General features: G+C 70.5%; 22 protein-coding genes and 3 pseudogenes. 7 read left to right on the top strand and 18 right to left on the bottom strand.

The window, feature by feature from the left end:
- The first annotated feature begins 46 nt into the window (after positions 1 to 46).
- Positions 47 to 873: pseudogene (locus NON19_RS12050) on the top strand (IS5 family transposase).
- A gap of 235 nt (positions 874 to 1,108) precedes the next feature.
- On the opposite strand, the gene NON19_RS12045 reads toward NON19_RS12050, so the two are convergent.
- The 11 genes from NON19_RS12045 to NON19_RS11995 all read right to left on the bottom strand — a co-directional run bounded on the left by NON19_RS12045 (position 1,109) and on the right by NON19_RS11995 (position 10,649).
- Complete coding sequence (locus tag NON19_RS12045; protein WP_255927197.1) at positions 1,109 to 1,762, bottom strand: V-type ATP synthase subunit D; 654 nt, start codon at positions 1,760 to 1,762, stop codon at positions 1,109 to 1,111.
- Positions 1,759 to 3,165, bottom strand: a complete 1,407-nt coding sequence (locus tag NON19_RS12040; protein ID WP_255927195.1) for a V-type ATP synthase subunit B — start codon at positions 3,163 to 3,165, stop codon at positions 1,759 to 1,761. The genes NON19_RS12045 and NON19_RS12040 overlap by 4 nt, the downstream gene beginning before the upstream one ends.
- Complete coding sequence (locus tag NON19_RS12035) at positions 3,162 to 4,877, bottom strand: V-type ATP synthase subunit A (protein ID WP_255927193.1); 1,716 nt, start codon at positions 4,875 to 4,877, stop codon at positions 3,162 to 3,164. The genes NON19_RS12040 and NON19_RS12035 overlap by 4 nt, the downstream gene beginning before the upstream one ends.
- On the bottom strand, positions 4,874 to 5,398 hold the full coding sequence (locus NON19_RS12030; protein ID WP_255927191.1) for a hypothetical protein: 525 nt from the start codon (positions 5,396 to 5,398) through the stop codon (positions 4,874 to 4,876). The genes NON19_RS12035 and NON19_RS12030 overlap by 4 nt, the downstream gene beginning before the upstream one ends.
- Positions 5,395 to 5,616 carry a V-type ATP synthase subunit F gene (locus tag NON19_RS12025; protein WP_255927189.1) on the bottom strand — a complete coding sequence of 74 codons (222 nt, stop codon included), beginning with the start codon at positions 5,614 to 5,616 and terminating at the stop codon, positions 5,395 to 5,397. Before NON19_RS12025 ends, NON19_RS12030 begins: the two co-directional genes overlap by 4 nt.
- Before the next feature lie 2 nt (positions 5,617 to 5,618).
- Positions 5,619 to 6,041 (bottom strand): ATP synthase subunit C, encoded by a 423-nt coding sequence (locus NON19_RS12020; RefSeq protein ID WP_255927187.1) that lies wholly within the window; start codon positions 6,039 to 6,041, stop codon positions 5,619 to 5,621.
- Positions 6,038 to 7,441 (bottom strand): V-type ATPase 116kDa subunit family protein, encoded by a 1,404-nt coding sequence (locus NON19_RS12015; RefSeq protein ID WP_255927185.1) that lies wholly within the window; start codon positions 7,439 to 7,441, stop codon positions 6,038 to 6,040. The genes NON19_RS12020 and NON19_RS12015 overlap by 4 nt, the downstream gene beginning before the upstream one ends.
- Entirely contained in the window at positions 7,428 to 8,351 is a 924-nt protein-coding gene (locus tag NON19_RS12010) for a V-type ATPase subunit (RefSeq protein WP_255927183.1), read from the bottom strand. Before NON19_RS12010 ends, NON19_RS12015 begins: the two co-directional genes overlap by 14 nt.
- Positions 8,324 to 8,803 (bottom strand): V-type ATP synthase subunit E family protein, encoded by a 480-nt coding sequence (locus NON19_RS12005; protein ID WP_255927181.1) that lies wholly within the window; start codon positions 8,801 to 8,803, stop codon positions 8,324 to 8,326. The genes NON19_RS12010 and NON19_RS12005 overlap by 28 nt, the downstream gene beginning before the upstream one ends.
- 443 nt (positions 8,804 to 9,246) lie before the next feature.
- Entirely contained in the window at positions 9,247 to 10,158 is a 912-nt protein-coding gene (gene htpX, locus NON19_RS12000) for a zinc metalloprotease HtpX (RefSeq protein ID WP_255927179.1), read from the bottom strand.
- Positions 10,155 to 10,649 carry a PspA/IM30 family protein gene (locus NON19_RS11995; RefSeq protein ID WP_255927178.1) on the bottom strand — a complete coding sequence of 165 codons (495 nt, stop codon included), beginning with the start codon at positions 10,647 to 10,649 and terminating at the stop codon, positions 10,155 to 10,157. The genes htpX and NON19_RS11995 overlap by 4 nt, the downstream gene beginning before the upstream one ends.
- A gap of 264 nt (positions 10,650 to 10,913) precedes the next feature.
- Between NON19_RS11995 and NON19_RS11990 the strand changes: the two genes are divergently transcribed.
- Positions 10,914 to 11,030 carry a universal stress protein gene (locus NON19_RS11990; protein ID WP_372514102.1) on the top strand — a complete coding sequence of 39 codons (117 nt, stop codon included), beginning with the start codon at positions 10,914 to 10,916 and terminating at the stop codon, positions 11,028 to 11,030.
- Between the two features lie 149 nt (positions 11,031 to 11,179).
- Here the strand turns inward: NON19_RS11990 and NON19_RS11985 are convergent, their stop codons facing one another.
- A complete protein-coding gene (locus NON19_RS11985; RefSeq protein ID WP_255927176.1) occupies positions 11,180 to 12,061 on the bottom strand; it encodes a universal stress protein in 882 nt (293 codons plus the stop codon).
- A 1,348-nt stretch (positions 12,062 to 13,409) separates the two neighbouring features.
- On the opposite strand from NON19_RS11985, the gene NON19_RS33395 reads away from it, so the two are divergent.
- A complete protein-coding gene (locus tag NON19_RS33395) occupies positions 13,410 to 14,846 on the top strand; it encodes a multicopper oxidase family protein (protein WP_255927174.1) in 1,437 nt (478 codons plus the stop codon).
- A 382-nt stretch (positions 14,847 to 15,228) separates the two neighbouring features.
- On the opposite strand, the pseudogene NON19_RS11975 reads toward NON19_RS33395, so the two are convergent.
- From NON19_RS11975 to NON19_RS11965, 3 genes and pseudogenes are all read right to left on the bottom strand, one after another.
- Positions 15,229 to 15,744 (bottom strand): annotated as a pseudogene (locus tag NON19_RS11975) (LuxR C-terminal-related transcriptional regulator); the annotation flags it as partial.
- 12 nt (positions 15,745 to 15,756) lie between these two features.
- Positions 15,757 to 16,347, bottom strand: a pseudogene (locus tag NON19_RS11970) (TetR/AcrR family transcriptional regulator); the annotation flags it as partial.
- A gap of 283 nt (positions 16,348 to 16,630) precedes the next feature.
- Positions 16,631 to 17,455 (bottom strand): lipase family protein, encoded by an 825-nt coding sequence (locus NON19_RS11965; protein ID WP_255927172.1) that lies wholly within the window; start codon positions 17,453 to 17,455, stop codon positions 16,631 to 16,633.
- A gap of 328 nt (positions 17,456 to 17,783) precedes the next feature.
- Between NON19_RS11965 and NON19_RS11960 the strand changes: the two genes are divergently transcribed.
- The 3 genes from NON19_RS11960 (at position 17,784) to NON19_RS11955 (ending at position 18,851) form a co-directional block, all read left to right on the top strand.
- A complete protein-coding gene (locus NON19_RS11960; RefSeq protein WP_255927170.1) occupies positions 17,784 to 18,212 on the top strand; it encodes a VOC family protein in 429 nt (142 codons plus the stop codon).
- Between the two features lie 3 nt (positions 18,213 to 18,215).
- Positions 18,216 to 18,449, top strand: coding sequence for a MarR family transcriptional regulator (locus tag NON19_RS33655; protein ID WP_372514101.1), 234 nt, complete (start codon positions 18,216 to 18,218; stop codon positions 18,447 to 18,449).
- Positions 18,450 to 18,581: 132 nt separating this feature from the next.
- Positions 18,582 to 18,851 carry a hypothetical protein gene (locus NON19_RS11955; protein WP_255927168.1) on the top strand — a complete coding sequence of 90 codons (270 nt, stop codon included), beginning with the start codon at positions 18,582 to 18,584 and terminating at the stop codon, positions 18,849 to 18,851.
- Between the two features lie 75 nt (positions 18,852 to 18,926).
- On the opposite strand, the gene NON19_RS11950 is transcribed toward NON19_RS11955, so the two are convergent.
- Positions 18,927 to 19,463 carry a DUF4232 domain-containing protein gene (locus tag NON19_RS11950; protein ID WP_255927166.1) on the bottom strand — a complete coding sequence of 179 codons (537 nt, stop codon included), beginning with the start codon at positions 19,461 to 19,463 and terminating at the stop codon, positions 18,927 to 18,929.
- A gap of 254 nt (positions 19,464 to 19,717) precedes the next feature.
- Positions 19,718 to 20,296, bottom strand: a complete 579-nt coding sequence (locus NON19_RS11945) for a TetR/AcrR family transcriptional regulator (protein WP_255927164.1) — start codon at positions 20,294 to 20,296, stop codon at positions 19,718 to 19,720.
- A gap of 69 nt (positions 20,297 to 20,365) precedes the next feature.
- Here NON19_RS11945 and NON19_RS11940 point away from each other — a divergent pair, with 69 nt between their 5' ends.
- Complete coding sequence (locus NON19_RS11940) at positions 20,366 to 21,553, top strand: FAD-dependent monooxygenase (protein WP_255927162.1); 1,188 nt, start codon at positions 20,366 to 20,368, stop codon at positions 21,551 to 21,553.
- An 87-nt stretch (positions 21,554 to 21,640) separates the two neighbouring features.
- On the opposite strand, the gene NON19_RS11935 is transcribed toward NON19_RS11940, so the two are convergent.
- Entirely contained in the window at positions 21,641 to 22,009 is a 369-nt protein-coding gene (locus NON19_RS11935) for a YciI family protein (RefSeq protein ID WP_255927160.1), read from the bottom strand.
- Positions 22,010 to 22,126: the final 117 nt, after the last annotated feature.

The following is a 22,126-nucleotide window of genomic DNA, read 5'->3' as shown; positions in this document are numbered from 1 at the left end:
CCTAGGAGTTGTCGTCAAATGATCTCGGGTGGTGGATCATGGTCGGGTGATACGTCGCCATGAACTGTCCGATGTGGAGCGGGAGTTCGTCCGGCCGCCGCTTCCCGTGTCGTTGCGTGGCCGGAAGCGGTTGGATGACCGGATGGCCCTCAATGGGACCGTGTGGAAGTTCGGTACCGGGGTGGCTTGGCGAGGCGTGCCCGAGCGGTACGGGCCGTGGACCACACTGCACACCCGTTTGCGCCGGTGGGCCAAGGACGGCACGTTCGAGCGGATGCTCCAAGCGGCGCAGGCCCAGGCGGATGCGGCCGCAGACATCGACTGGCTGGTGTCGGCCGATTCCACGATCGTGCGGGCCCACCACCATGCCGCCGGAGCCCGAAAAGGGGGCGCCGGGCACGGGGACGTTCGCGAGGCGGCCTGACCAGCACGATTCATCTGGCCCGCGATGCCTCCGGCCGTCCGCTCGCCTTGGTGGTCACGGGCGGCCACACCCACGATTGCACCCAGTTCGCCACGGTGATGGACGCGATTCGAGTACCCCGCATCGGTCCGGGTCGGCCCAGGACCAGACCGGCCCACGCCATCGGCGACAACGGGTACAGCTCGAAGGCGATCCGCACCTGGCTGCGTCGGCGGGGCATCACTCACACGATCCCCGAGCGGGCCGACCAGGTCCGAAACCACTTGCGGCGCGGCAGCCGTGGCGGTCGGCCCCCAGTGTTCGACCGGCAGATCTACAAGCGGCGCAATGTGGTGGAACGGTGCTTCAACCGGCTGAAGCAGTGGCGCGGTATCGCGACTTGCTACGACAAGACCGTCGAGTCCTACCAGGCAGCCGCCACCTTGGCATCCCTGCTGATGTGGGCGTGACATTTGACGACAACTCCTAGGCGCCGCCGTAGTCGTCGAGCTGGTACTCCAGGCGTGCCTCGACGCTGACGACGCCGTCCACGCCCCGGCACTCATCAGCGGGATGAGGCTGCGGCGTTCGACGGTGCCGGTCAAGGTCACCTGTCCGTCGAGGACGTTGACGGTGACATCGGTTCGCGCCAGCCGCAGCGGACCCGGGGGCCGACCACGACGTCTCCCATCCAGATGCCGGTGATCATGGCTGCCTCCTGCGCCCATCGCCCCGCCAGCACGCGGTCCGCCGTGCTTCGGTGGCCCATCGGCGACGGACGAAGTCCTCATGTTCAGCCTGCTCCAAGGCAAGGTCCGCTGCCGCCAGCACTTCCGTCAGCTGGGGGATCCAGTGGCGGCGCAAGGCCCGCACCCGCTGGCGGGTGCGAGCCACTTCGGCGCCGACGAGGCGGGTGGCGGCGCGGGCCACCGCGTACTCGGCGGCTGCGCGCACCGCATCCTGGTAGGCCCGCTGTGCGTGCGCCAAAGCGGTGTTTCGGGGCAACGGCTCGGTGGCGGCACGGACCGCAGCGGCGTAGGAGACCGCGGCGGGGTGGCGCACGCCCATGGATGTGGCCCACTCGACGTCGACCTGCGCGGCGGCAGCCGGGCACGCCATGTCCAGGGCGCGTTCTCCGCTCAGCAGGAGGCCGCGCAGCGACCACTGCTCCGCTTCGCGTGACCGCTCGTGCCAGGCCCGCGTGGCCGCCCCCTCGGAGTCCAGCCTGCGTTGGTGTTCGGCGCGCAGAACGCGTAGCTTGCGCTCCAGCAGGTCGGCGCCGCGGTTCGCGGCGTCGAGCTTGCGGCGCAGGCGCAGGCGTCCGGCCCGGCCAGGTGGCACGCGGCGTGTCGTGGTCATCCGTCCTGCTCCTTCGCCTCCGGCGAATGGTGTGCGTCGATCAGTTCGGTCGGCAGCATGGCGAGTTGGCTGCGCGGCAGGGTGAGCAGCACCTGCCAGGCGCGCTCCAGCGCCTCGTCGAGAGGGCGTGCCTCGTCCATTCGTTGCGCCATGAAGTGGTGTAGGAAGCGGTCGGCGAGGTCCAGGTAGCGGGTGTCGGTCGCGCTCAGCGCCGAGCGCCCGACCAGGTCGGCCAGCTCGCGGACCTGTCGGGCGCGGGCGAGGGCGGCGAGCAACTGTGCGGCAACGTCAAGGTGGTCGGCGCGCGTGCGGCCGGGTCCGGCTCCCTTGCGCATCAGTCGGGACAAGGAGGACAGCGCGTCCACCGGCGGATAGACACCCTGTGCGTGGGCCTCGTGCCACAGCACGATCTGACCTTCGGTGATGTAGCCGGTCAGGTCCGGGACCGGGTGGGTGATGTCGTTGGCGGGCATGGTCAGCACAGGCAGGACGGTGACGGAACCGGGCCGCCCCCGGATCCGGCCGCAGCGTTCGTACAGCGAGGCCAGGTCGCTGTACAGGTAGCCGGGATAGGCGCGCCGGGCGGGGACCTCCCCTCGGGCTGCGGAGACCTCGCGCAGCGCCTCCGCGTACGCGGTCATGTCGGTCATGACCACCAAGGCGTGCCTGCCCTCCTCGTACGCGAGGTACTCGGCGACGGTGAGCGCCAGGCGAGGGGCCAGGATCCGCTCGATCACCGGGTCGTCCGCGGTGTTGAGCAGCAGGACGAGTTCACCCGCGGCGGACCGCTCCTCCAAGGCGTCCCGGATGAACGTCGCATCGGCGTGGGTGAGTCCCATCCCGGCGAAGACCACGCTGAACGGCTCTCCCCGCACGGTGGACTGGGCCGCGATCTGCGTCGCCAGTTCGAGATGCGGCAGCCCCGCCGCGGAGAACACAGGCAGCTTCTGGCCGCGCACCAGAGTGGTGAGCGCGTCGACGACACCCACGCCGGTCAGTACCGGGTCGCCGGGCGGCTCGCGGCGCACCGGGTTGATGGGGCTGCCGCCGACCGCGGCGCTGGTGGGTCCGAAAACCGGTGGCCCACCGTCGACGGGCTCCCCGCGCCCGTTGCAGACCCGCCCGAGCCATCCCGGTCCCACCGGTACGCGCAGCGGCGCTCCCGCGAAGGACACGCGGACGCGTTCCGGGTCCATGCCGGAGGTGTCCTCCAGCACCTGCACGACGGCCAGGTCGCGGTTGACCTCCAGCACCAGCCCATGGCGTCGCTCGCCGGACTCGCCAACATCGCAGTCGATCCGTACGAACTCGTCCCAGCCGACCCCCGCGACGCCCCCGATCACCACGAGCGGGCCGCGCAACTCCCTGACATCGGTGTACTCGATTTCGCCGATCGCCGTCATCGCAGTTCCCGAAGCCGGGCGAGCACCGCGTCCCGCCGTTCCGCCACGGCCGCTGCCTCGTGTGGACCGGTCTCCTCACGGACGCGGATCACGGGGGCGAAGTCGACTTCCTCCAGGGTGGCCGCCGGGATGCCGGAGTCGACCAGTCCACGGCATTCCTCGACCACCGCGAGCACGGCGTCGACCAGTGCCGCGGTCTTCTCCTGGGCGCAGTAGGCGTCCCGCGCTGACAGGGCGCTCTGCTGGAGCACGCCCTCACGCATCAGCCGACCGGCGAGCACGCTGACGCGTTCCTGGTCGGGCAGGGCCGTGATGCCGACCAGGTCGACGAGATCGGCCAGCCGGTCCGCCTCGGCCAGCAGCGCCGCGACGTGGCCGCGGCGCTCCGCCTGGGCCGGGTCAGCCAGCACGGTTGCGTCGCGGGAGAAGGAGCCCGACCAGGAGATCGCCGGGTAGTGGCGGGCGTAGGCCAGGTCCCGGTCGAGGGCCCACAGGCAGCGTACGAACCGTTCGGTGTGTGCCGTGACCGGTTCGGTCATGTCGCCGCCGGGTGGGGAGACCGCGCCGATCACCGTGACGGAACCCTGCGCACCACCGAGGGTCGTTACCGCGGCGGCCCGTTCGTAGAAGGCGGCGATCGCTGAGGCGAGCCCGGCGGGGTACCCCTCCTCCGCGGGCAACTCGCCCGTGCGGGAGGCGAATTCGCGCAGTGCCTCGGCCCAGCGGGAGGTGGAGTCGGCGATCACGACGACGTCCAGCCCCATGTCCCTGAAGTACTCGGCGACCGTGGCGCCGGTGTGGACGCTGGCCTCGCGGGCCATCATCGGCATGTTGGAGGTGTTGGCGATGGTCACCGTCCGGTCGGCGAGCCGTCCTCCGGTACGCGGGTCCTCCAGGGCGGACAGCTCGGTGATCACGTCCGCCATCTCGTTGCCGCGCTCGCCACAGCCGACGTAGACGATGACGTCGGCGTCGCACCACTTGGCGATCTGCTGGAGCAGCATGGTCTTCCCCGTGCCGAAGCCGCCGGGCACCGCGACCGTGCTTCCTCGGGCAACCGGGAACAGCAGGTCGATGGCGCGCTGGCCGGTGCTCAGGGGGGCGTCCGCGGTGACACGTTCGCGGGCCGGCCGTGGGCGGCGGATCGGCCAACTCGTGCCCATCTTGATCTCCGTACCGTCCACCACCGCCAGTACCGCGTCGCCCGGGTAGCGTCCCTCGGCGGCGAGGCGGCTGACCCGCCCGTGGCACCCCGGTGGCACGAGAACGCGGACGGGCACCGGTCCGGCCGCGCGGATCTCGCCGACCACCGTCCCCTCGGTCACCTGCTGCTGGCCGACCGCGCGGGGGATGAACCACCACGAGTGTGCCGCGCCGTGTCCCTCGTGGGCGCCGGGCAGCAGCCAGTCGCCGCTGTCGGACAGCGGGCGCAGCAGGCCGTCGTAGATCCCGCCCAGCAGTTCGGGCCCCAACCGCACTGACAGTGGTCGGCCCAGCGGGCGGGCCCGGTGCCCGGGAGCCAGCCCTCCGGTGTGCTCGTACGCCTGGACGGTGACCACGTTTCCGCTGACCGCCACCACCTCTCCAGGCAGCCCGGCCTCGCCGAGGGACACCAGGTCGTACATCGCGGTGCCGCCCACGTACTCCAACTCGACGAGCGGCCCGGCCACGCGCAGCACGCGGCACTCCCGGGCACTGTCCGTGCCGCTCACGGTGCCCACAAGACCTCCACCTCGGAGCCGAGCCGCTCCAGCGCCCTCCCGGCCAGAGCGTCCAGCGTGAGGTCGACACGGCGACCGGGAGCGGTGGCCACCACACCGCCGTCAGGATGCTCGGTCACCGAGATGTCGTCGCCGAGGAGCCGACGGGCCTGTGCCACCAACTCGTCGCGCACGCAGGGGTATTCCGATTCAGCCCGCAGTCGCCGGACTCCTTGCGTCGCCTGTTCGCGCAGGTCGTCGTAGGCCGCGCGCTGGGCGGCCAGTTCGCGGGCCCGCACGGTGCGGCGCGCCCGCACGCGGAGCGCAGCCCCGTCTGCCAGGCCGTCAGCGGTGCCCTGGCGGCGGGCTTCGTCGAGGATCGCCGTCGCCCGCGCCCGGGCTTCGTCGAGGACCGCGGCGGCAGCCCGGCGGGCTTCGGCGAGCACCGTTTCGGCGTCCTTCCGGGCAGCGCGCAGCAACGCGTCGCGCACCGGTTCCAACGCGGCAGATCGCTTGGTGCCGGGCGCCGTCATACCGGCATCACCGCGGTCAACGGTCGCACACCGTCCAGCACTTCGGGGCCCAGGGCGTCGGCGGCGGTGGGCGTGACGATCACGAGCGTGACGTCCGGCGGTAGGGCGGCCCATGCTTCGCGCACACGTTCGGGGTCCTCGGCGGGCAGGACGCTGACACCTGCCAGGGCCAGTGGGGCCACCTTGGTCCGCTCGCCGATAGCGGCCACCGTGCCCATGGTCAGGACTTTCCGATCAGGATGATCGCGACGACCAGGCCGTAGATGGCGATGCCCTCCGCGAGTCCGACGATGACCATCGCGCGCCCGAACATCTCCGGCCGCTCACTCATCACCGCCAGCGCCGCCGCCCCGGTGTACGCGACCGCGATGGCCGCCCCGATCGACGATCCGGCGACCGCGATGGCGGCACCGATCAGCGCGGCCGAGCCGGAGCCCGAGGTGCGGGCGGTCGCGACTGCGGGAGCCGCGTGGGCGCCGCCACCGTTCAGCGCGACGATCAGCAACACCAGCGCACCACCGACGAGAAGCGCGTTGGCGGCGAGGATCCACCGCAGCGCCGTCCTTCCGCACCGGCGGATCAGCCACCGGCTCGCGCAGAAGACAGCGACCAGCATGGGCAGGGCGATCAGCCAGGTGGTCACGGTGTCACCTCCGTGCGCTGGACGGGCACGTGCCAGGGACGGAACGGGCGTCCCTGGGCCTCGAAGACCCGGGAGAACAGCTCGTAGAACTCCAGCCGCAGCGCCTGCACTCCGGCCACCAACGCCCCCAGCGCGAACGCGACGGCGTTGCCGACCACGAACAGCAGTACCGCTGCGACCAGCGCGCCGGGTCCTCCATGGGCCAGCGCCGTGGTGCCGTGCCACACGATCTGGCCGATGGCGGCGTGAGTGAGGCCGAAGGCCGCGAGCCGCGCGAAGGAGACGAGGTTGGAGCCGATCCGCACCACCGTGTCGAAGAGTTGAACACCCGTCTGGACCGTCCCGGCGAATCCACCACCCGAGGCCACGAACATCCCGGTCCCGGCAAGCCCCAGACCGCACGCCGCGATCGCCGCCCCGGCCATCGTGATCGCACCGCCGTGCAGGTACACCCCGGCGGCGGCCAGGGCGAGCCCGAGGAACAGGCCAGAGCCGGCGATTCCGGAAGCCGCGTAGAGAGCGGTGGACGGGCCGCCCTCCCGCCAGCGGTTGACGGTCCCGGCCGCGTAGGCCAAAGCGAGCAGGAGACCGCCGAACGCCACCGCGCTCGCCAACAACCGCTTTGGCTGGTCCAACGGGTCCAGCCACAACACCGGCAGCACGCCCGTCGGCCCGAAGAACTCGCCGTAGGCGATACCGGCCAGCACGCTCGCGAGCCCAGCGCCAGCCACCAACGGCCACATGCCGTGCAGCGACGCCAGACGCCGGGGGAGGCGCAAATAGAGCAGGAGCGCGGCCAGGAGCAGCAACAGACCGTGTCCGGCATCGCCGAACATCACACCGAACATCACCAGGTAGACGATGCCCGCGGGCCAGCTGGGGGCGATGTCGCGGTACGGCACGGTCCCGTAAGTCGTCACCAACTGACTGAACGATCGGCCGGGGGCTCCGCTCGCGCGCATCAAAGTGGGCGGGTCGACGCCGCGTGGCACCTTCAACGGAACGAGCACGCCCCCGACGTAGGCAAGCCGCTCCGCCAGCCGGGGCGCCTCGTCCGCCGGACACCAGCCGGCGAGTGCGGCGGTGGCACCGCGCACCACCGCGCTGTCCGCACGCTCCTCCAGCTGTGCCTCGCCGGCCAGCAGTTCCGCGCGGCCCGCTCGTTCCAAGGACGTCAGGTCCGGCGCGGCGGCGCTCAGGACGGCCTCGGCGGGTTCGGTCCGAAGCCGTCGAAGGCGCAGTGTCGCGCCTCGCGCACCGTGGCCCGGACCATCGATCCGGTCGATCTCCACGCAGCCCGCGTCGGCGATCAGGACCAGGGTCTCCCGCAGTGCGGCGTGCGGCGCGACGATCGCCACGCGTCGCATGCGCACCGGTGTCATAACCTCAGACCAGGGCATCGAACGCCTCCATGGGCTGGCCACCGCGTGCGGCCACCTCAAGGGCGGCCCGCACCCGCCAGGCGTCCGTCGAGAGCACCGCGACGGCGCCCACCACGCAGGAGGCGTCGAACCGCGAGCCACGCAGCAGCTCGAACCCGTCCTGCTCAAGCCGGGCCCACCAGTGCGCTTCAGCCCTCCACAGGCCGTCCACATCAGCAATGTCCCGCACCGCCCACTGTGCGGTGTGCGGCAGGCGTTCCCGGAATTCCGGGAAGGACCGGGCGGCCATGGCAGTCGGCCCCAGAAGACGGCTGGCCCGCCGGGCCGTGGGCCCGGTGAGCTCGCGGGCGCCGACGAACAGCTCCCGGGCGACCAGCAGGGCGGCGCGGCCCGCGGCCCAGCGCGCGGCGGACGGCACCGCCGAAGCGCTGCGGCTGGCGGCCGCGATCCGCATCCCGGTGGCCACCTCCGCGGGCGCGGAGCCTCCCGGATCACCCCATGCCGAAGCGGTGAGCGCGGCCCGCAACTCGTCAGCGCCACCGGTCCTCGCCAACCGGGGCCAGGCAGTGGCCAGCGCGCCGAGCCGGTACGGCTCGGGCGTGAGTTCACCGGACAGCGAGCGGAGGTGGTCCTCGACGTTGGAGATCTCGAATCCGGCTGCGAGCAACCGGATCGCGGCCACGCCTTCGCGCGGCTGCCACCCCGCGAGTACCCGCAAATGCCACAGCAGTGCCGCCGTGACCGCCCGCTGCGCCTCTTCCGGCACGGCACCCGCCCGCAGGTACTTCCGGTAGGGCGTGGCCATCAGGTGCCGCAGGGCTTCGCCGATACTCCCGGCCGCCGCGACCTGCCGGGCGCCGGAGGCGCCCACCCGTCGCGGCACCATGGCCCTGGCCCGGGTCACCCCGGCGACCCATCCGGCGCCCACCGGGGCCTCCCCTCCGCGTCAGGGCCGGAACCTTCGAGGCCGTGGCGGACCTCCGCCACGACAAGGTCGACCAGGCCGGGCATGCGTTCTCGCGCCCTTCGGCGTAGCGCCGTGACAGCGCGATCTCCCGACGCCAGCAGCTCGGCGGCCTCGCGCTCGGCCGCGGCACGCGTCTGAGCCGCGGTCTCCTGCCATAGTGAGGCGGCCCGCTCCTGGGCTTCGGCGACGAGCCGCGCTGCCCGCAGGTCGCCGTCACGGCGGATCCGCCGGGCCTCCTCGGCCGCCGATTCCCGGATGGTCCGCGCTTCGGTCTCGGCCTCCTCCAACAGGGCCAGGGGCGGTGCCAGCTCGGCGGCCAGCTCCGCGGAGCGGTCGGCGGGAACGCCGGTGGCCGTAGGCCCGGGAGCGCTGGCCGGACGGAACCGCATCAGGAAATCCCTGAACCCAGCCATGAGAGACCTCCTAACGGTGAGCCTCTGCTCCAGCCGTCCCCTTCCAGACTCCCGTACGACCAGTCACCTGTCGTCCGGAGACGCGAGCTTTCTCGCGCATTGGTGCTTGTGGTCAGGATTTGGGTGTCGCCCAGGGTGGTGGCGCGAGACTGCCCTCGAAGGCAGGTCGCGAAGTCGCGACGCATGCCGCGGGAGGTCACGATGAGCCAGCACGAGCCCCATGCCGCGCGGGCGCAAGCAGGTAGAACGGTTCCCGATCGCAAGCGGCGCCCCGACGAGGCACACCAGCAGCAGACGCTGCTGCGCTACCCGCGCCCGCGTTGAGAACCAAACGGCGCGTCCGAGCAGCCGACACCCGTACCTGAGTGTCGGAACGCCTCCATGAGTACCGACACACCGTCTGGCATGGATGTGCTTTCCGGCACCCACAGTGGTCGCTCATATCAGGCGGGCTCTCCCAATTGGACGGATATCTTGGCGAGTTGGGCGAGGCGCCGCTCCAGGGTGGGGTGGGTGGAGAAGAGGTTGTACAGGGTCGCTCCGTCGCCGAGGGCGGGGGTGAAGAAGAAGGCGTTGAACGGCTGGGCGGTGCGCAGATCCTCCGTCGGGATGCGGGCGATGTCGCCGCTGACCTTCGTCAGTGCGGAGGCGAGTGCCGAGGGCCGGGCGGTGAGGGTCGCGGCGGCGCGGTCGGCGGCGAGTTCGCGGTAGCGGGACAGGGCCCGGATGAGCAGGAAGCTGATCGCATACACGACTGCGGAGACCGTCATGATCAGGGCGAGAAGGAGCGCGGTGTTCTGGTCGTTGCGCCGTCCGCCGAAGAGTTCGGAGTAGAAGGCGAAGCGGACGAGCAGTCCGGCGAGTACGCCGAGGAACGAGGCGATGGTGATCACGGCCACGTCGCGGTGGGCGACGTGGGAGAGTTCGTGGGCGAGGACGCCTTCCAACTCCTCGGTCTCCAGGCGCCGCAGCAGGCCCGTGGTGACACACAGCACCGCATGGTCGGCGTTGCGGCCGGTGGCGAAGGCGTTCGGCATGTCCACATGGGAGATGGCGATCCGTGGCTTGGGCATGTCGGCCGTGGCGCACAGGCGGTCGACCACACCGTGCAGGCGGGGCTGTTCCTGGGCGCTCACCTCCTGGGCGTGCATGGCGAGCAGGGCGATCTTGTCGGAGTACCAGTACTGGGCGGCCAGCAGTCCTGCGGCGATGACGACGACCAGGATCCAGGACTTGAGCAGGGCGACGAGCACCGCGACGAAGGCGACGTACAGCAGCCCGAGCAGGAACATGGTGATCAGCATGCGTACGGTCAGCTGCCGGTCGGGGCGGAAACGGGTATGTGTGGCGCTCATCGCGACGTGGACTCCGCTTCTGGTGGTTCCTGTGACGGCCCTGCCGCGGATGCCGCGGGCTTTTCCCCGGCTTCCAGGGACGGCGGGGACGCGGAGGTCTTCAACTGCGCCCTCATCCGGGCCAGTTCCGCCTCGATGCCATGGCCTTCGGTGGCGGCGTCCAGTTGCGCCCGGATGTCATCGCGGCCTGCGGGGAGGGTGGCGTCCTCCAGGCCGCCGGAGTCGATCAGCTCGTCCAGTGCGCTGGCGCGGGCCTGCAGTTGCTGGGTCTTGTCCTCGGCCCGTTGCATGGCCATGCCGACGTCGCCCATCTCTTCGGAGATGCCGGTCCCGTCCGTACCCCCTGGGCATGTCAGCGGGGCGGGCACGGAGGGCTGCCGGGCTGGGGTGGCCGTGCGCGGCCACGGCAGGGGTCGCCACCACGGCGGGGGACGGCGGCGCGGTAGGGAGGGACCGGCCCGCTGGCGGCGGCGCAGTGCCCGCTTCGTCATGGCTGTCGCCTCCCTCAGACGGGTCGGCATCCGAAGCAGTGGCAGCGGGCCCGCACTCGTGGAAGGGTTCCGCTTCAGGTTCCATCTTGCGCCCGAAACCCGCGCTCCGTAGGGTCTCACGGCCTCGGGACCAGGCGGCCGAGCTCGCCGGGCGCGTTTCGGTACTCGCGGCGCGGGACCTCCCGCGTCCAAGAAGCGCGCCGGTGTTCCGTTGGCGATCCCCGACCACGGCACGGCGGCGCCGGGCTGGAACCCCGGGACCTCATGGTCGTCGGCTCCCGAGGCCGTGGCGGTTTCCACGGCCTCGCCCTGGGCTCGGTCAGCCACGCTCTCCTGAAGTTCTCCCAGTGCCCCCTCGCGGTCGTCCGCCCACAGCCCTGACCGAGGGCCCGCACCGACGTAGGAGCGCTGTGCGAGCGTCTGGAGGCAAGCCCTGCGACGGGGCAGTCAGCGAACGGGAGTCGTGCGTCACCGGGGAGACCGTCACCGCCGTAGCCCAAGCCGCTGCTGCTGAGCGCCGTAGTGCCAGCTCATCCGTGCGGAAGGACGGCCACCGGGCAGTAGGCGTGGTGCAGGACCGCGTGCGTGACGCGGCCGAGGGGAGCGCCGTGCGGATGGGCGGGGTTACGGGCGCCGACCACGAGAAGGGCGGCACCGGCGGAGGCGTCGACCAACGCTCTCGCCGGGGACGGTAGCTGCACCGCCTCGGCGCTCACCGCGAGGTTCGGGAACTCGGCCCGCACGGAGTCGACGACGCGCTCACTTGACGAAGCGGCCGCCGCTCCCGCCGCCCATACCGCGTCGGGCACCGGCACCGCGCTCTCCAGGTTGTGCACGAGCGTCCACCCGCTCACCAGGTGCAGCGAAGCCTTCCACCGCCCCGCGGTCTGTGCCGCGAAACGCACCACGTCAAGGTCAGCCTCGTCGCGTACCCCGACCACGACCCGCCCCGCCGTCCGATCCGCTGTGCCTCGGATGACGGCCACCGGTCCGCTGGCGTGACCTGCCACTTTCAGCCCGACCGACCCCAGCAGCAGCGCTGCGAATCCGCCGAGTCCTCGCGAGCCGACCACGATCGTGGTGGCGTCATCGGCGGCATGCAGCAGGCCCGCCCAGGGGCGCTTCCCGCTGACCTCGGTGCTCACCCGCAGATCGGGCGCTCGGTCGCAGGCCAGTTTCACTGCCGCATCCAGAATCTCGCGGGGCGCCTGGAGCACCAGCCGGGCGGTGTCGGCGGCGTTCAGCCCACTGCCCCAGTCGTCAACGCCGGTGGCGTGCACGATGTGCAGCGGCTGATTCCGGACGGCGGCCTCCTGCGCGGCCCACGCCACCGCCGCCGCGGCGTCGTCCGAGCCGTCGGTGCCCACCACGACGGGACCGTCCGCCCACTTCTCGACGCTGCGCGTGTCCATGAGGGCCTCCTCGTGCCCAACGGTTCGCTGACGCCTCTGCCCCCACCACGCTCTCACCGTCTCCGACAGGTACGCCACCGGCGGGCCGCAGCCTTCGGCGGGCGGACGTTTCGCGGCCGCGCTCAGGATTGGCGTGCCCGCGTACCAAGTGGCTGGTGGCCGCGTGGCGGCAAAGGGGCGGAGGCGGCGATCGACCAGTGGACGGTGTCGGTTCTGGAGCGATGCAGGGCGCACACCGGCGTGGTGGAGATGCTTCTCAAAGGTCCCCAGACCCGGTAGGCGGTGCGCGCCCCTCGACGATCGCGCGGTAGCGGGTTCATGGCACGTACTCCGCACGGATTCGGACGCCGGGTGGCCGCGCGGGTCAGGAACCGGGGTTGATGTGGGAAGACGCGTTGTCGCCGCACCGGCCTGCCTCCACCCTGACGTGCCCGCATCCTCGGTGAACCACCTGGCCCCTGGGCTGACAGTCTGCGAGGAGTCCGACCGTGGTCCACCGAGAGGTATGAAAAAGGCACGTCTTCCCCTGGCCGCGGGCACCGATGGGTACGGACCTCGTGCACGCCCTGGGCTTCTACCTCCCCGCCCACCGCCACCAGGGCTGTGGGCGCCGAAGAAATCTCCGCGCAGGCAGCCGGTCGCTGGGATGACCGGCGACGACCGCTATCACTCGTTCGGCGCACACCGGTCGCCGCGGAACGCAGGTTCGGATTCGATGGCATCGAGCCCCTGTCCTGGGCGGATCCGCTGTGCTGATGGGCGGTCGCGGGTCATGAGCCGCTGGCCGCCGATGCACTGGTGCCGCTATTGCGCACTGGTCTGAGCCGAGGCGTGGAGGAGACCCATGATCAGCAGGCGGAATGTCCTTCACGCTGGTCTGGTAGGCGGAGCGTCTTACCTTCTCGTCCCGGGCAAGACAATGGCACGGGCGGTGCCCACGGAAGCGGGAGTCCTCGACCCGTCGGAGATAGACAAGTACGTTGCCGAACTGGCGATACCTCCGGTCATGCCACTGGACAGCCGGGCTGGCGCGGACGTATACACCGTCGGCGTCCGGCAGTTCCGGCAGCAAGTACTTCCCTTGGGCTGGCCGACCACAACGGTGTGGGGGTACGGATCGACCCGACATCCGGACACGTTCCACTACCCTGCCTACACCATCGAAGCCCGGTACGGCCAACCAGTCCAGGTCAGGTGGGTCAATCAGCTGGTCGATGCGCACGGCAGGTATTTGCGACACCTGTTGCCCGTCGATCCCACACTGCACTGGGCGAACCCACCCGGCGGCGCGAAGCGGCGTGACTCACGCCCGATGTTCACCTCGACCCCCGGACTCTACGAGGGGCCGGTGCCCATTGTGACCCACCTGCACGGCGGGGCGAACACAGAAGAGAGCGACGGATACGCCGAGGCGTGGTACCTGCCCGACGCGCGCGACATTCCCCGCGGTTACGCGCGGGTCGGATCCTTCTATGACGAGTTCGCGACGAAGTCCGTGGCGCAGTTCGGTGTGCCCTGGGAGCCGGGCGAGGCCGTCTTCCACTACGCCAACCGCAACCGGGCATCGACCCTGTGGTTTCACGACCACACCCTGGGCGTGACCCGGCTGAACGTGTACGCCGGCATGTCGGGTTTCTACCTGCTGCGCGGTGGGCCGTCGGATCTGGAAGCAGGCATCCTGCCCGAGCCCGCGCCCAGGCTCGGCGACCCGCCCGGCACGCACTACTACGAGATCCCGATCGTCATCCAGGACCGTTCGTTCCGCACCGGCGGGGGCCTGTTCTACCCATCCAGCCGGGCACTCTTCGACGGGTTCAAAGGACCCTATGCTCCCGACAGCGACATCGCCCCGACCTGGAACCCCGAACACTTCGGCAACACGATGGTCACCAACGGCAGGACCTGGCCGGTCTTGTCCGTGGAACCACGCCGGTACCGGCTCCGCTTCCTCAACGGCTGCAACACACGTGCCCTGATCCTGAAGATCGTCACTGACCCGCTGGCGCACAGGCCGGTACCAGCAAAGCTTGCCCTGTGGCAGGTGGGTAGCGACGGAGGGTTCCTGCCCACCCCTACTCAGCGCGAGCAACTTCTGCTCGCACCGGCCGAACGTGCCGATATCGTCGTCGACTTCACCTCCCTCCCGGTCGGCACAGAGCTGTACCTGATCAACGAAGGGCCAGATGCCGTGTTCTCAGGCGGCACGGTCGGGACCGACTACCCCGCGGCGAACCCTAAGACCACCGGCCAGGTCATGAAGTTCGTGGTCAAGCCGCTCGTCACAGCGGACACCTCGACGCCGCCCGCACGGCTCACCCTGCCGCGCTTCGAGCCGCTGGGCATGGCCCAGCACACCCGACGGGTCTGTCTCAACGAGTTGGCCTCGGCCCGCCTTCCGGGCGTGCGCCCGCGTGAGGTGATGCTCGGCACCTTCGGCGCGCAGGGCAAACCGATACCACTGGGATGGGCCGACCCGATCACCGAGAACCCCGCCGCGGGGTCGACGGAGATCTGGGAGCTCCACAACCTGACGGCGGACGCTCACCCCATTCACATCCACGAGGTCCAGTTCCAGGTCATAGACCGGCAAACACTCCCGGTGGGCGTCCGCAGGCCGCCGGATGCGGGGGAGCGTGGTCTCAAGGACACCGTCCTCGCCTATCCACACGAGATAACACGGGTGAAGGTGTACTTCGGCCAGGCAGGCCGGTACATGTGGCACTGCCACATCCTGGAACACGAGGACAACGAAATGATGCGGCCCTTCCGCGTCGGCCCGGCCTGACACTCGGTCAGGAGACGGTAGTTCAACGTCCACCGTACTTGGCGGATTGTCGCTTCGCGGTGCATGGCAAGGATCATCGCCCAGAGGTCTTCTCGTAACCGTGTTGGCTGACCTGCGTTGTTCTGGTCGTGCGGGTGGCCTCCGCCCAACGCCGTGCGTCTGTCGAGGTGTTCACCGGGCTGCGCCGCGGCAGTTCCAGCGCTGGTGAAGGCCGTCCACCGGGCCGGGGGTCAGGCTCTCGACGCGGGCCGAGCCGGTCGCCCGTGGTCGCTGTCCTTGGAAGACGGCGCACACTGAGCGAGTTTGGCACGCTGGCGTCGACGTGTAGGGGCGCTCGCCGAGACTGGGCGGGCCCACGCCACCCGGAGCCGCAGGTCGTTGTTCAGCGGCGGATGAGGCCGAGGTCGGTGGCGGTGGCGACGGCGGCGGTGCGTGAGTCGACGCTGAGTTTGGCGTAAATGCGGACCAGGTGTGATTTGACGGTGCCTTCGGTGAGGTGGAGCCGGGCGCCGATGGCTTGGTTGGAGAGGCCGTCGGCGACCAGGGCGAGGACCTCGGTCTCGCGCCGGGTCAGGGCGGTGCCGGGAGCGCGAAGCCGGTTCATGAGCCGGTCGGCGACGGCCGGGGCCAGGGTGGTGCGTCCAGCGGCGGCGGTGCGAACGGCGGCGGCCAGGCTCTCGGGCGGGGCGTCCTTGAGGAGGTAGCCGATGGCACCGGCCTCGATGGCGGGAAGGGTGTCGGCGTCGGAGTCGTAGGTGGTGACGATCAGAACGCGGGGGGCGCCAGGTCGGGCGGTGATCGCGGCGGTGGCCTCCGCACCGTTCAAGCCCCTGCCGAACTGGAGGTCCATCAGCACGACGCCGATGTCGCCCTCGGCGGTGCGGGCGACGGCGGCCTCACGGCGCCAGAGCAGGTCCAGTCGCGTCTTCTCGCCGTGCGCGGGGATGCGGTCGGTCGCCGACAGGGCGGAGATCCCGTGCAAGGCGGCCCACAGCAGTTCGGCACGTGCCTCGCGTTGCACGGTCTTCTGGGGCAGCGCCTCCACGAAGGCGTCGAAGGCGGCACGCAGCGCTGCGGGTGTCTCCTCGCTGGCGAACTTCAGCTGTGTGGGCATTACGAACATCGCCTGGTAGAGGGCCGGGTGTTCGACGGCGAAGCGCAAGTAGGCCCGGCACACGGCGCGCACGCCGTGCTTCGGATCGCGCCCTCGGGCGGCGGCTCGGGCATGGCGCAGCAGCTCGGCCAGCTCGGCGAAGCCCTCCTCGGCGACGGCCGCGACGATGGCGTCCTTGCCCTTGAAGTGGCTGTAGAGCACGGGCTGGCTGTACTCCACGCGCTCGGCGAGGCGGCGGGTGGTGACCGCCTCCCAGCCCTCGGCCTCGGCCAACTCGCGTGCCGTGGCGAGGATCAGGCGGTGGCGCTGGGCGCGCTCCCGCTCGCGGCGATTCCGGGTGCTTCGACGGGTGGAACTCCTGGAAGAACTCCTGGAAGCGGCCGTCACCCGGGAACAGTTGTTATCAAGGCCCACGTCAAACGGACTTCTCTGGTGGGAAGCCACTGCGAATGGCTGCGTCCCCGAGTGGTGACCGTTCCAGGGCGGCGTCCCGTCGCTGACGATGTGCAGGGCACCGCACCGAACGGCCTGCGCGGCATCGTCCAGCCCCTTGCTGGTGAGCGCGCACGAGTCGTGGAGTCTATCGCGACGACCCCGTTCAGATCCCCGTCAAGCGTCGGTTGCCTGTTCCTCGGCTCGGGGAGCCGTAGCACCAGCGCGAGCGCCCTGGTCAGGAAAGGTTCTCCTCGATGGCCGCGATGTATCGCTTGATCGAGTGGTCCCGGACGCCCGCCGACGCGGGCGCGAACGGGTCTGCGGTCATGCCCTTGGCCCGGTCCGTCAGACCACCCAACAGCCCCATGGACTCGTGCACCTTGCCACCGGAGTCGATGTACCGCAACGCGTCGACGTGGGTGTAGACGGGCTCTGGCGGGAGCTGCGGCACGATGTCGTTGTTGTTGACGAAGCGGTACGTGCGGTTCTTGAAGCCCTTGTTGTAGGCGGCGGCCAAGGTCCGGTCGCAGGTGCGCGGCTGGCCGAAGGTGTAGACGCCGTCCGCCTGCAGCCGCGGATCCTCCAGGTACAACCGAGCTCCGGCCAGCATCGCCAACGCACCACCCAGACTGTGCCCGGTGAACCACACCGTCTGGCCGTTGGTACGCAGTTCCGCCAGTGTCTCCTTCAGCCCCGGGAAGACAGATTCCAGCGCTTCCCCGAAGCCGTAGTGGATGTATCCGGTCTTGCCCGGCCCGGGCCAAGGAGGAGTGTTCGCGTCCGAAAGCCAGTCGCGAATCTGCTCCGGCTCCGTGCCGCGAAACGCGGTGACGATCATGTGGTCGCTGGCGGCCGTGAACGCCTGCGTGTCTTCCAAGGGGAACGGCGGAGTGAACCGCGTGTGGTGGTGACGCACCTGATCGAAGCCCCAAGCACCCATCTGCGCCTCGATAGTGGCCTCGTCCTTGTACGCCGCATCCGATGCCTGGGCCAACCAGTAGGCGACCGGAAGGCTGTAACCGGACCTAGCGTGGTGATCGATCGCGGACGGCGCAGACATAGTTGGACCCCTTTCGCTCCGCCTGCCGTGCAGACGGCTCTCCCATACGGACTGACGGGTCCTTCGTATACGCAGCCGTGCGCCATTGGGCCGTCGCCAACCCCGGCCTCCCCCGAACGGCCACATCGACGACGGGTCGGCAACCGGGGCGGGTGGCTCTGTTCAAGCAGGCGGTGGGGTGGCTGCGGCGGCGCGACGGGTGCTTCTGACGGGTGTTGGCTTTCGGGGGGCGCCCCTTCCGGAAGACGACTGACGAAGGCGCTTGCCCCGCGCGGTGATGGCTTCCTATGGGGTTTCGCTGAAGAGCACGCGCCAATACGGTGGTCCGGTGATGTCGATCAAAAAGTTCCAAGTCACGTTCGACTGCGCAGAACCTGAGCGCCTCGCTCGTTTCTGGTGCGAGGTGTTGGGGTACGTCGTACCGCCGCCGCCCGAGGGGTTTGCCACCTGGGACGAGTTCAAGCGCTCGCAGCCATCTGAGCAACAGGGCGCATGGTTTGCCTGCGTTGACCCCTCAGGCGTGGGTCCGCGACTGTACTTCCAGCGCGTGCCTGAAGGTAAGGCCGCCAAGAACCGGCTGCATCTTGACGTGCGGGTCGGCACCGGACTCGTGGGTGAAGAGCGCCTCGCCGCACTTGAGGCCGAGTGCGCACGGCTGGTTCCGCTCGGGGCCGTACACGTGCAAACGCTGTATGACGGCCATGATTCGTGCATTCCGATGCTGGACATCGAGGGCAACGAGTTCTGCATCGACTGAGATGTGACCCTCTCCGATGCGTCCGTCTTGGTCCGGCTGGACCGGGACGGACCGGACTCTCCGGGATCACTGGCCGCCCTGGAAGGGATACCCCCGCAAGCCATGTCGACCACGCTCGCCGCACCGGAGCAGCGCGGCCTGGTCAGCCGCGCAGTGGACCCGTCCGAGGGCCGTCGAGCGGTGGATGACAATCAGGCAGGCAGACCCGCACGGTGGTGGCCGATCGGCGATCAGTGACCGTACGGCTTCTGGCAGACGCCGCCGAACGGGAGTTGAGTCCCGCCGACCGCCAACGGCTGCTCGCCGTACTGCCGTTCCTCGACCGGATCGCGGAGCGGCTGTGAGCACGGCAACTGCGCCCTCCTCGTGATGAATGTGCAGCAGAGCATCGTGGAACGCGTCGACGACAGCATCGAATATCTGTCGCGCCTGCGCAGGGCAATCAGCGCCGTCCACGCGGCCGACCTCCCGGCGATCTACCTGGTAGTCAGGTTCCGCACTGGCCACCCGGAAGTCAGCGGCCGCAACAGGGCGTTCAGCACCCTCTCACAGTTCGGTGGGTTCGCCCCGGGGCGCCCCGGGCACCGACTGGCGTTCCGCCAGAACGGGCGGTTCATCCGGCGGACGCTCGTACGGTGACTTCCGCGGCAGCGAACGAGTGGCCCGCCGCCGATCCGTGGCGGGCCATCCGTTCGTCGGGCCGGTGAGTGGCCGTCAGCCGAGCCTCGGAGCCTTGGCGCTCCAGGCGGTGACGGCGAGGGTGCCGTTGTCCACGTCCTGGTTGAAGGCGACCGTGCTGTGGGCGTTGCTGCCGGTCGGGGAGATCTGGAGGTACTTGGCGTGCGCGGTGTGCGCTCCGGTGTGGGTCCACACCAGGTCGGCCCAGGCGCTGGCGCCGCGCTTGAGGGTCACGGGGTGTATGCCGGGATCCTGCGCGAAGTAGGTGGCGCCCCGCCGTACGGTGGTCTTCAGCGCGGTGTGGCCGCTGCCTTCCAGGGCCAAACCGGGGTAACCGCTGAAGGTGCAGGTGGTCTTGCCGGTGTTGGTCACGCGGAGGAAGGTTCCTGCGTGGCTCATCCCCACCTGCTCCTGACCCGCCGAGTCCAGCACCACCCTGAGTGAACCAGGCTGGCACGCCGCGGGGCGGGCAGCGGCCGTGTGGGCGTCCGCCGCGTTGGCGACTCCGGTGCCCAGACCGCCCACGAGGGCGGCGGCACCGGCGACAGCGGCGGCACTCAGCAGATGACGCATACCCATCAGTTCCTTTGCGTTCGGGCCCGGGCGTCTGGCGCGTCCGGGCGATTGATCGGTTATGTTCACACCCTGCCAAGGAAATGTTGTGGTTCTGTCATAGGTGCGCAACGTACGAAAACGTTCGATGCACACATGGGCGACGAATGCCCACCGAAGGGGCAGAAACCCTGACGCCACCGCATAACGCACCTGGCTCCGGGCCCTGCCGCTCCCCCACAACCGGCGCGGCGGACGCCCGCCTGACGGCCGTCTCAGGAATGCCGCGGCCCCAACAGGGCATCCAGTAGCGCGCTCACCTGCTCGCGCAGTTCGGTGCGGTCCGGCGGATTGGCTCGGCCGGAACCGGCGGTGGCGTTGAAGAGGATGCCGTCGCACCAGGCGACGAGGCGGCGCGCCGCACGCTGCGGGTCGGCGGCGCCGGTGGCCGCGAGGAGGTTCGCCGCGAGGTCGATGAAGGTTTGCCCCAACGAGTCATAGTGGGCGCGTAGTTCGGGGCGGCGAGTGGCTTCGAGGGCGAGTTCGAGACGCGCCAGGGTGACGGAACGTCCGGTGGTGAGCGCCGCGTACAGGCCCTCGGTGAGGGTGTCGCGCAGGGCCGCGCGCGGGTGCGGCGCGGGTGCGGGCGCGGTGAATCCGGTCGTCTCCCGCTCCGCGAGGCGGGTGAGCGCGGCCTGGAGCAGCGCGGCGCGGGTGCGGGCGTGGTTGGAGGTGGAGCCGGAGGGCAGGCCAGCCCGCTCGTCCACGGCGCGGTGGGTCAGTCCGCGGGTGCCCCGCTCGGCGAGCAGGGCGATGGCGGTGTCGGCGATCAAGGTGGCGCGCGGCGTTCTCATACGTCCGATCATGCACCGTCCGCACTACGGGCGTAGTATCTCACTACATCTGTAGTGAAGGGGGTGCCCATGGCGGCACGACGGCAAGCGGTGGTGATCGGTGCGGGGATCGGCGGTCTTTCCGCCGCGCTCGCCCTCGATCAACAGGGCTGGGACGTCGCGGTGTTCGAGCGGGCCGCGGCGCTGGAGCCGGTGGGCTCTGGTCTGGCCGTAGCGCCGAACGCCCTGCGCGCTTTGGACGTCCTGGGTCTCGGCGACGAGGTGCGCGCGGTGGCTGTCCGGCAGGGTGAGGGCGGGCTGCGGCGCGCTTCGGGCCGCTGGCTGCTGCGTACCGATCTGGCACGTATCGAGCGGGCATTCGGTGATCCGGTGGTGGTCCTCCCCCGCCCGGTGCTGGTCGGCATGCTGGCCGACCGTCTACCGCCCGGTGCGCTGCGGACCTCGGCGCCCGCCCGCGTCATCGACCCGGGGTCGAAGGAGCGGCCCGCGCGGGTGCGCATACCTGCGAATGAGTGCCCGGCGGACCTGGTGGTCGCCGCGGACGGCATCCGTTCCGCGACCCGGGCGGCGCTCTTCCCCGACCACCCCGGCCCGCGCTACTCCGGCTTCACCGCTTGGCGCACCGTCGTCACCGCGCCCAACTGGCCCGTACCGTTGGGCGAGACCTGGGGGCGCGGCGCACTCACCGGTGTGGTGCCACTGCCCGACGGGCGCCTCTACCTCTACGCCGCCGCGCTCGCCCCCGCTGGGCAGAGCGCACCGGATGGTGACGAACGCGCGGAGCTCCTGCGCCGCTTCGGTAGTTGGTGCGCCCCACTGCCCGGGTTGTTCGCCGCCGCCTCCCCCGAGGCGGTGCTGCGCAACGACGTGTACGAGATGGTCGACCCGCTTCCGTCCTACCACGCGGGCCGGGTGGCGCTGTTGGGGGACGCCGCCCACGCCATGTCACCGTTCCAGGGCCAAGGCGCCTGCCAGGCCGTCGAAGACGCTGTCGTCCTCGCGCACACGTGCGACCTCGCCCACTACACCGCCGCGCGGCTGCCCCGGGCCACCGGCATGGTCGACCGCTCCCGGCGCGTGGCCCGCGCGGTCGCCGTGCGGTCCCGTCCCGCCGTGCTGCTGCGCGACCTGGGCCTCGCCCTCGCCGGACGGCTCCCGCTGATGCGTATGGCGGCACCGATGTACGACTGGCGGCCGCCCGGCGCCGACACGCCCGCGCCGCCCGAACCACGACCGCCGAAACGGCGCGGCGCCTGACCCGGCCGCCGATGAGGGGTGCTGGTCCGCCCGCCCTCACGGGCGGACCGACCCTTCAGCGACCAGCGGCCGCAATCGGACGCCCGGTCACCCCTGGGCCGCGAGGTCGTCGAACTCGACGACCTGCCGCACCTCGACCTCGATCTCCTCGAACAGATCGGCATACTGCCGGGCGTACTCCACGGCCTGTGCCCGGTCCTCGGCATTGATCAGCGCGAAACCGCCGATGACTTCCTTGGCCTCCGTGAACGGCCCGTCCGTCGCACGGATCGCGCCGCCCCTGGTCTTGCGGACCAGTGCTCCCCTCTCCGACGGGTGGACGCCTTCGGCCGTGATCAGGATGCCTTTGTCGGTCCAGTCCTGGATGAACGCGCCCATCTTCTCGATGAACTCCTGGCTGGGGTTCCACGCCTCCGGGGCACTCTCGTCAAGTCGGTGCATCATCAAGAACCTCATCGCTGCTCCCTGTGTTCTGTGTCATCTCGGGCTGCGGTCCGGTTGGTCCCGGACCCGACGACCAGCCCGTCATATACACGTCGAACGACGGCACGCCGATTCGACACGTCCGCCGAA

The organism is Streptantibioticus rubrisoli (genome assembly GCF_024436055.1).
In the GTDB taxonomy this organism is placed as follows: Bacteria; Actinomycetota; Actinomycetes; order Streptomycetales; family Streptomycetaceae; genus Streptantibioticus_A; species Streptantibioticus_A rubrisoli.
The sequence above is the reverse complement of the archived record's forward strand: the minus strand, read 5'-3'. Positions and strand labels throughout refer to the sequence as shown.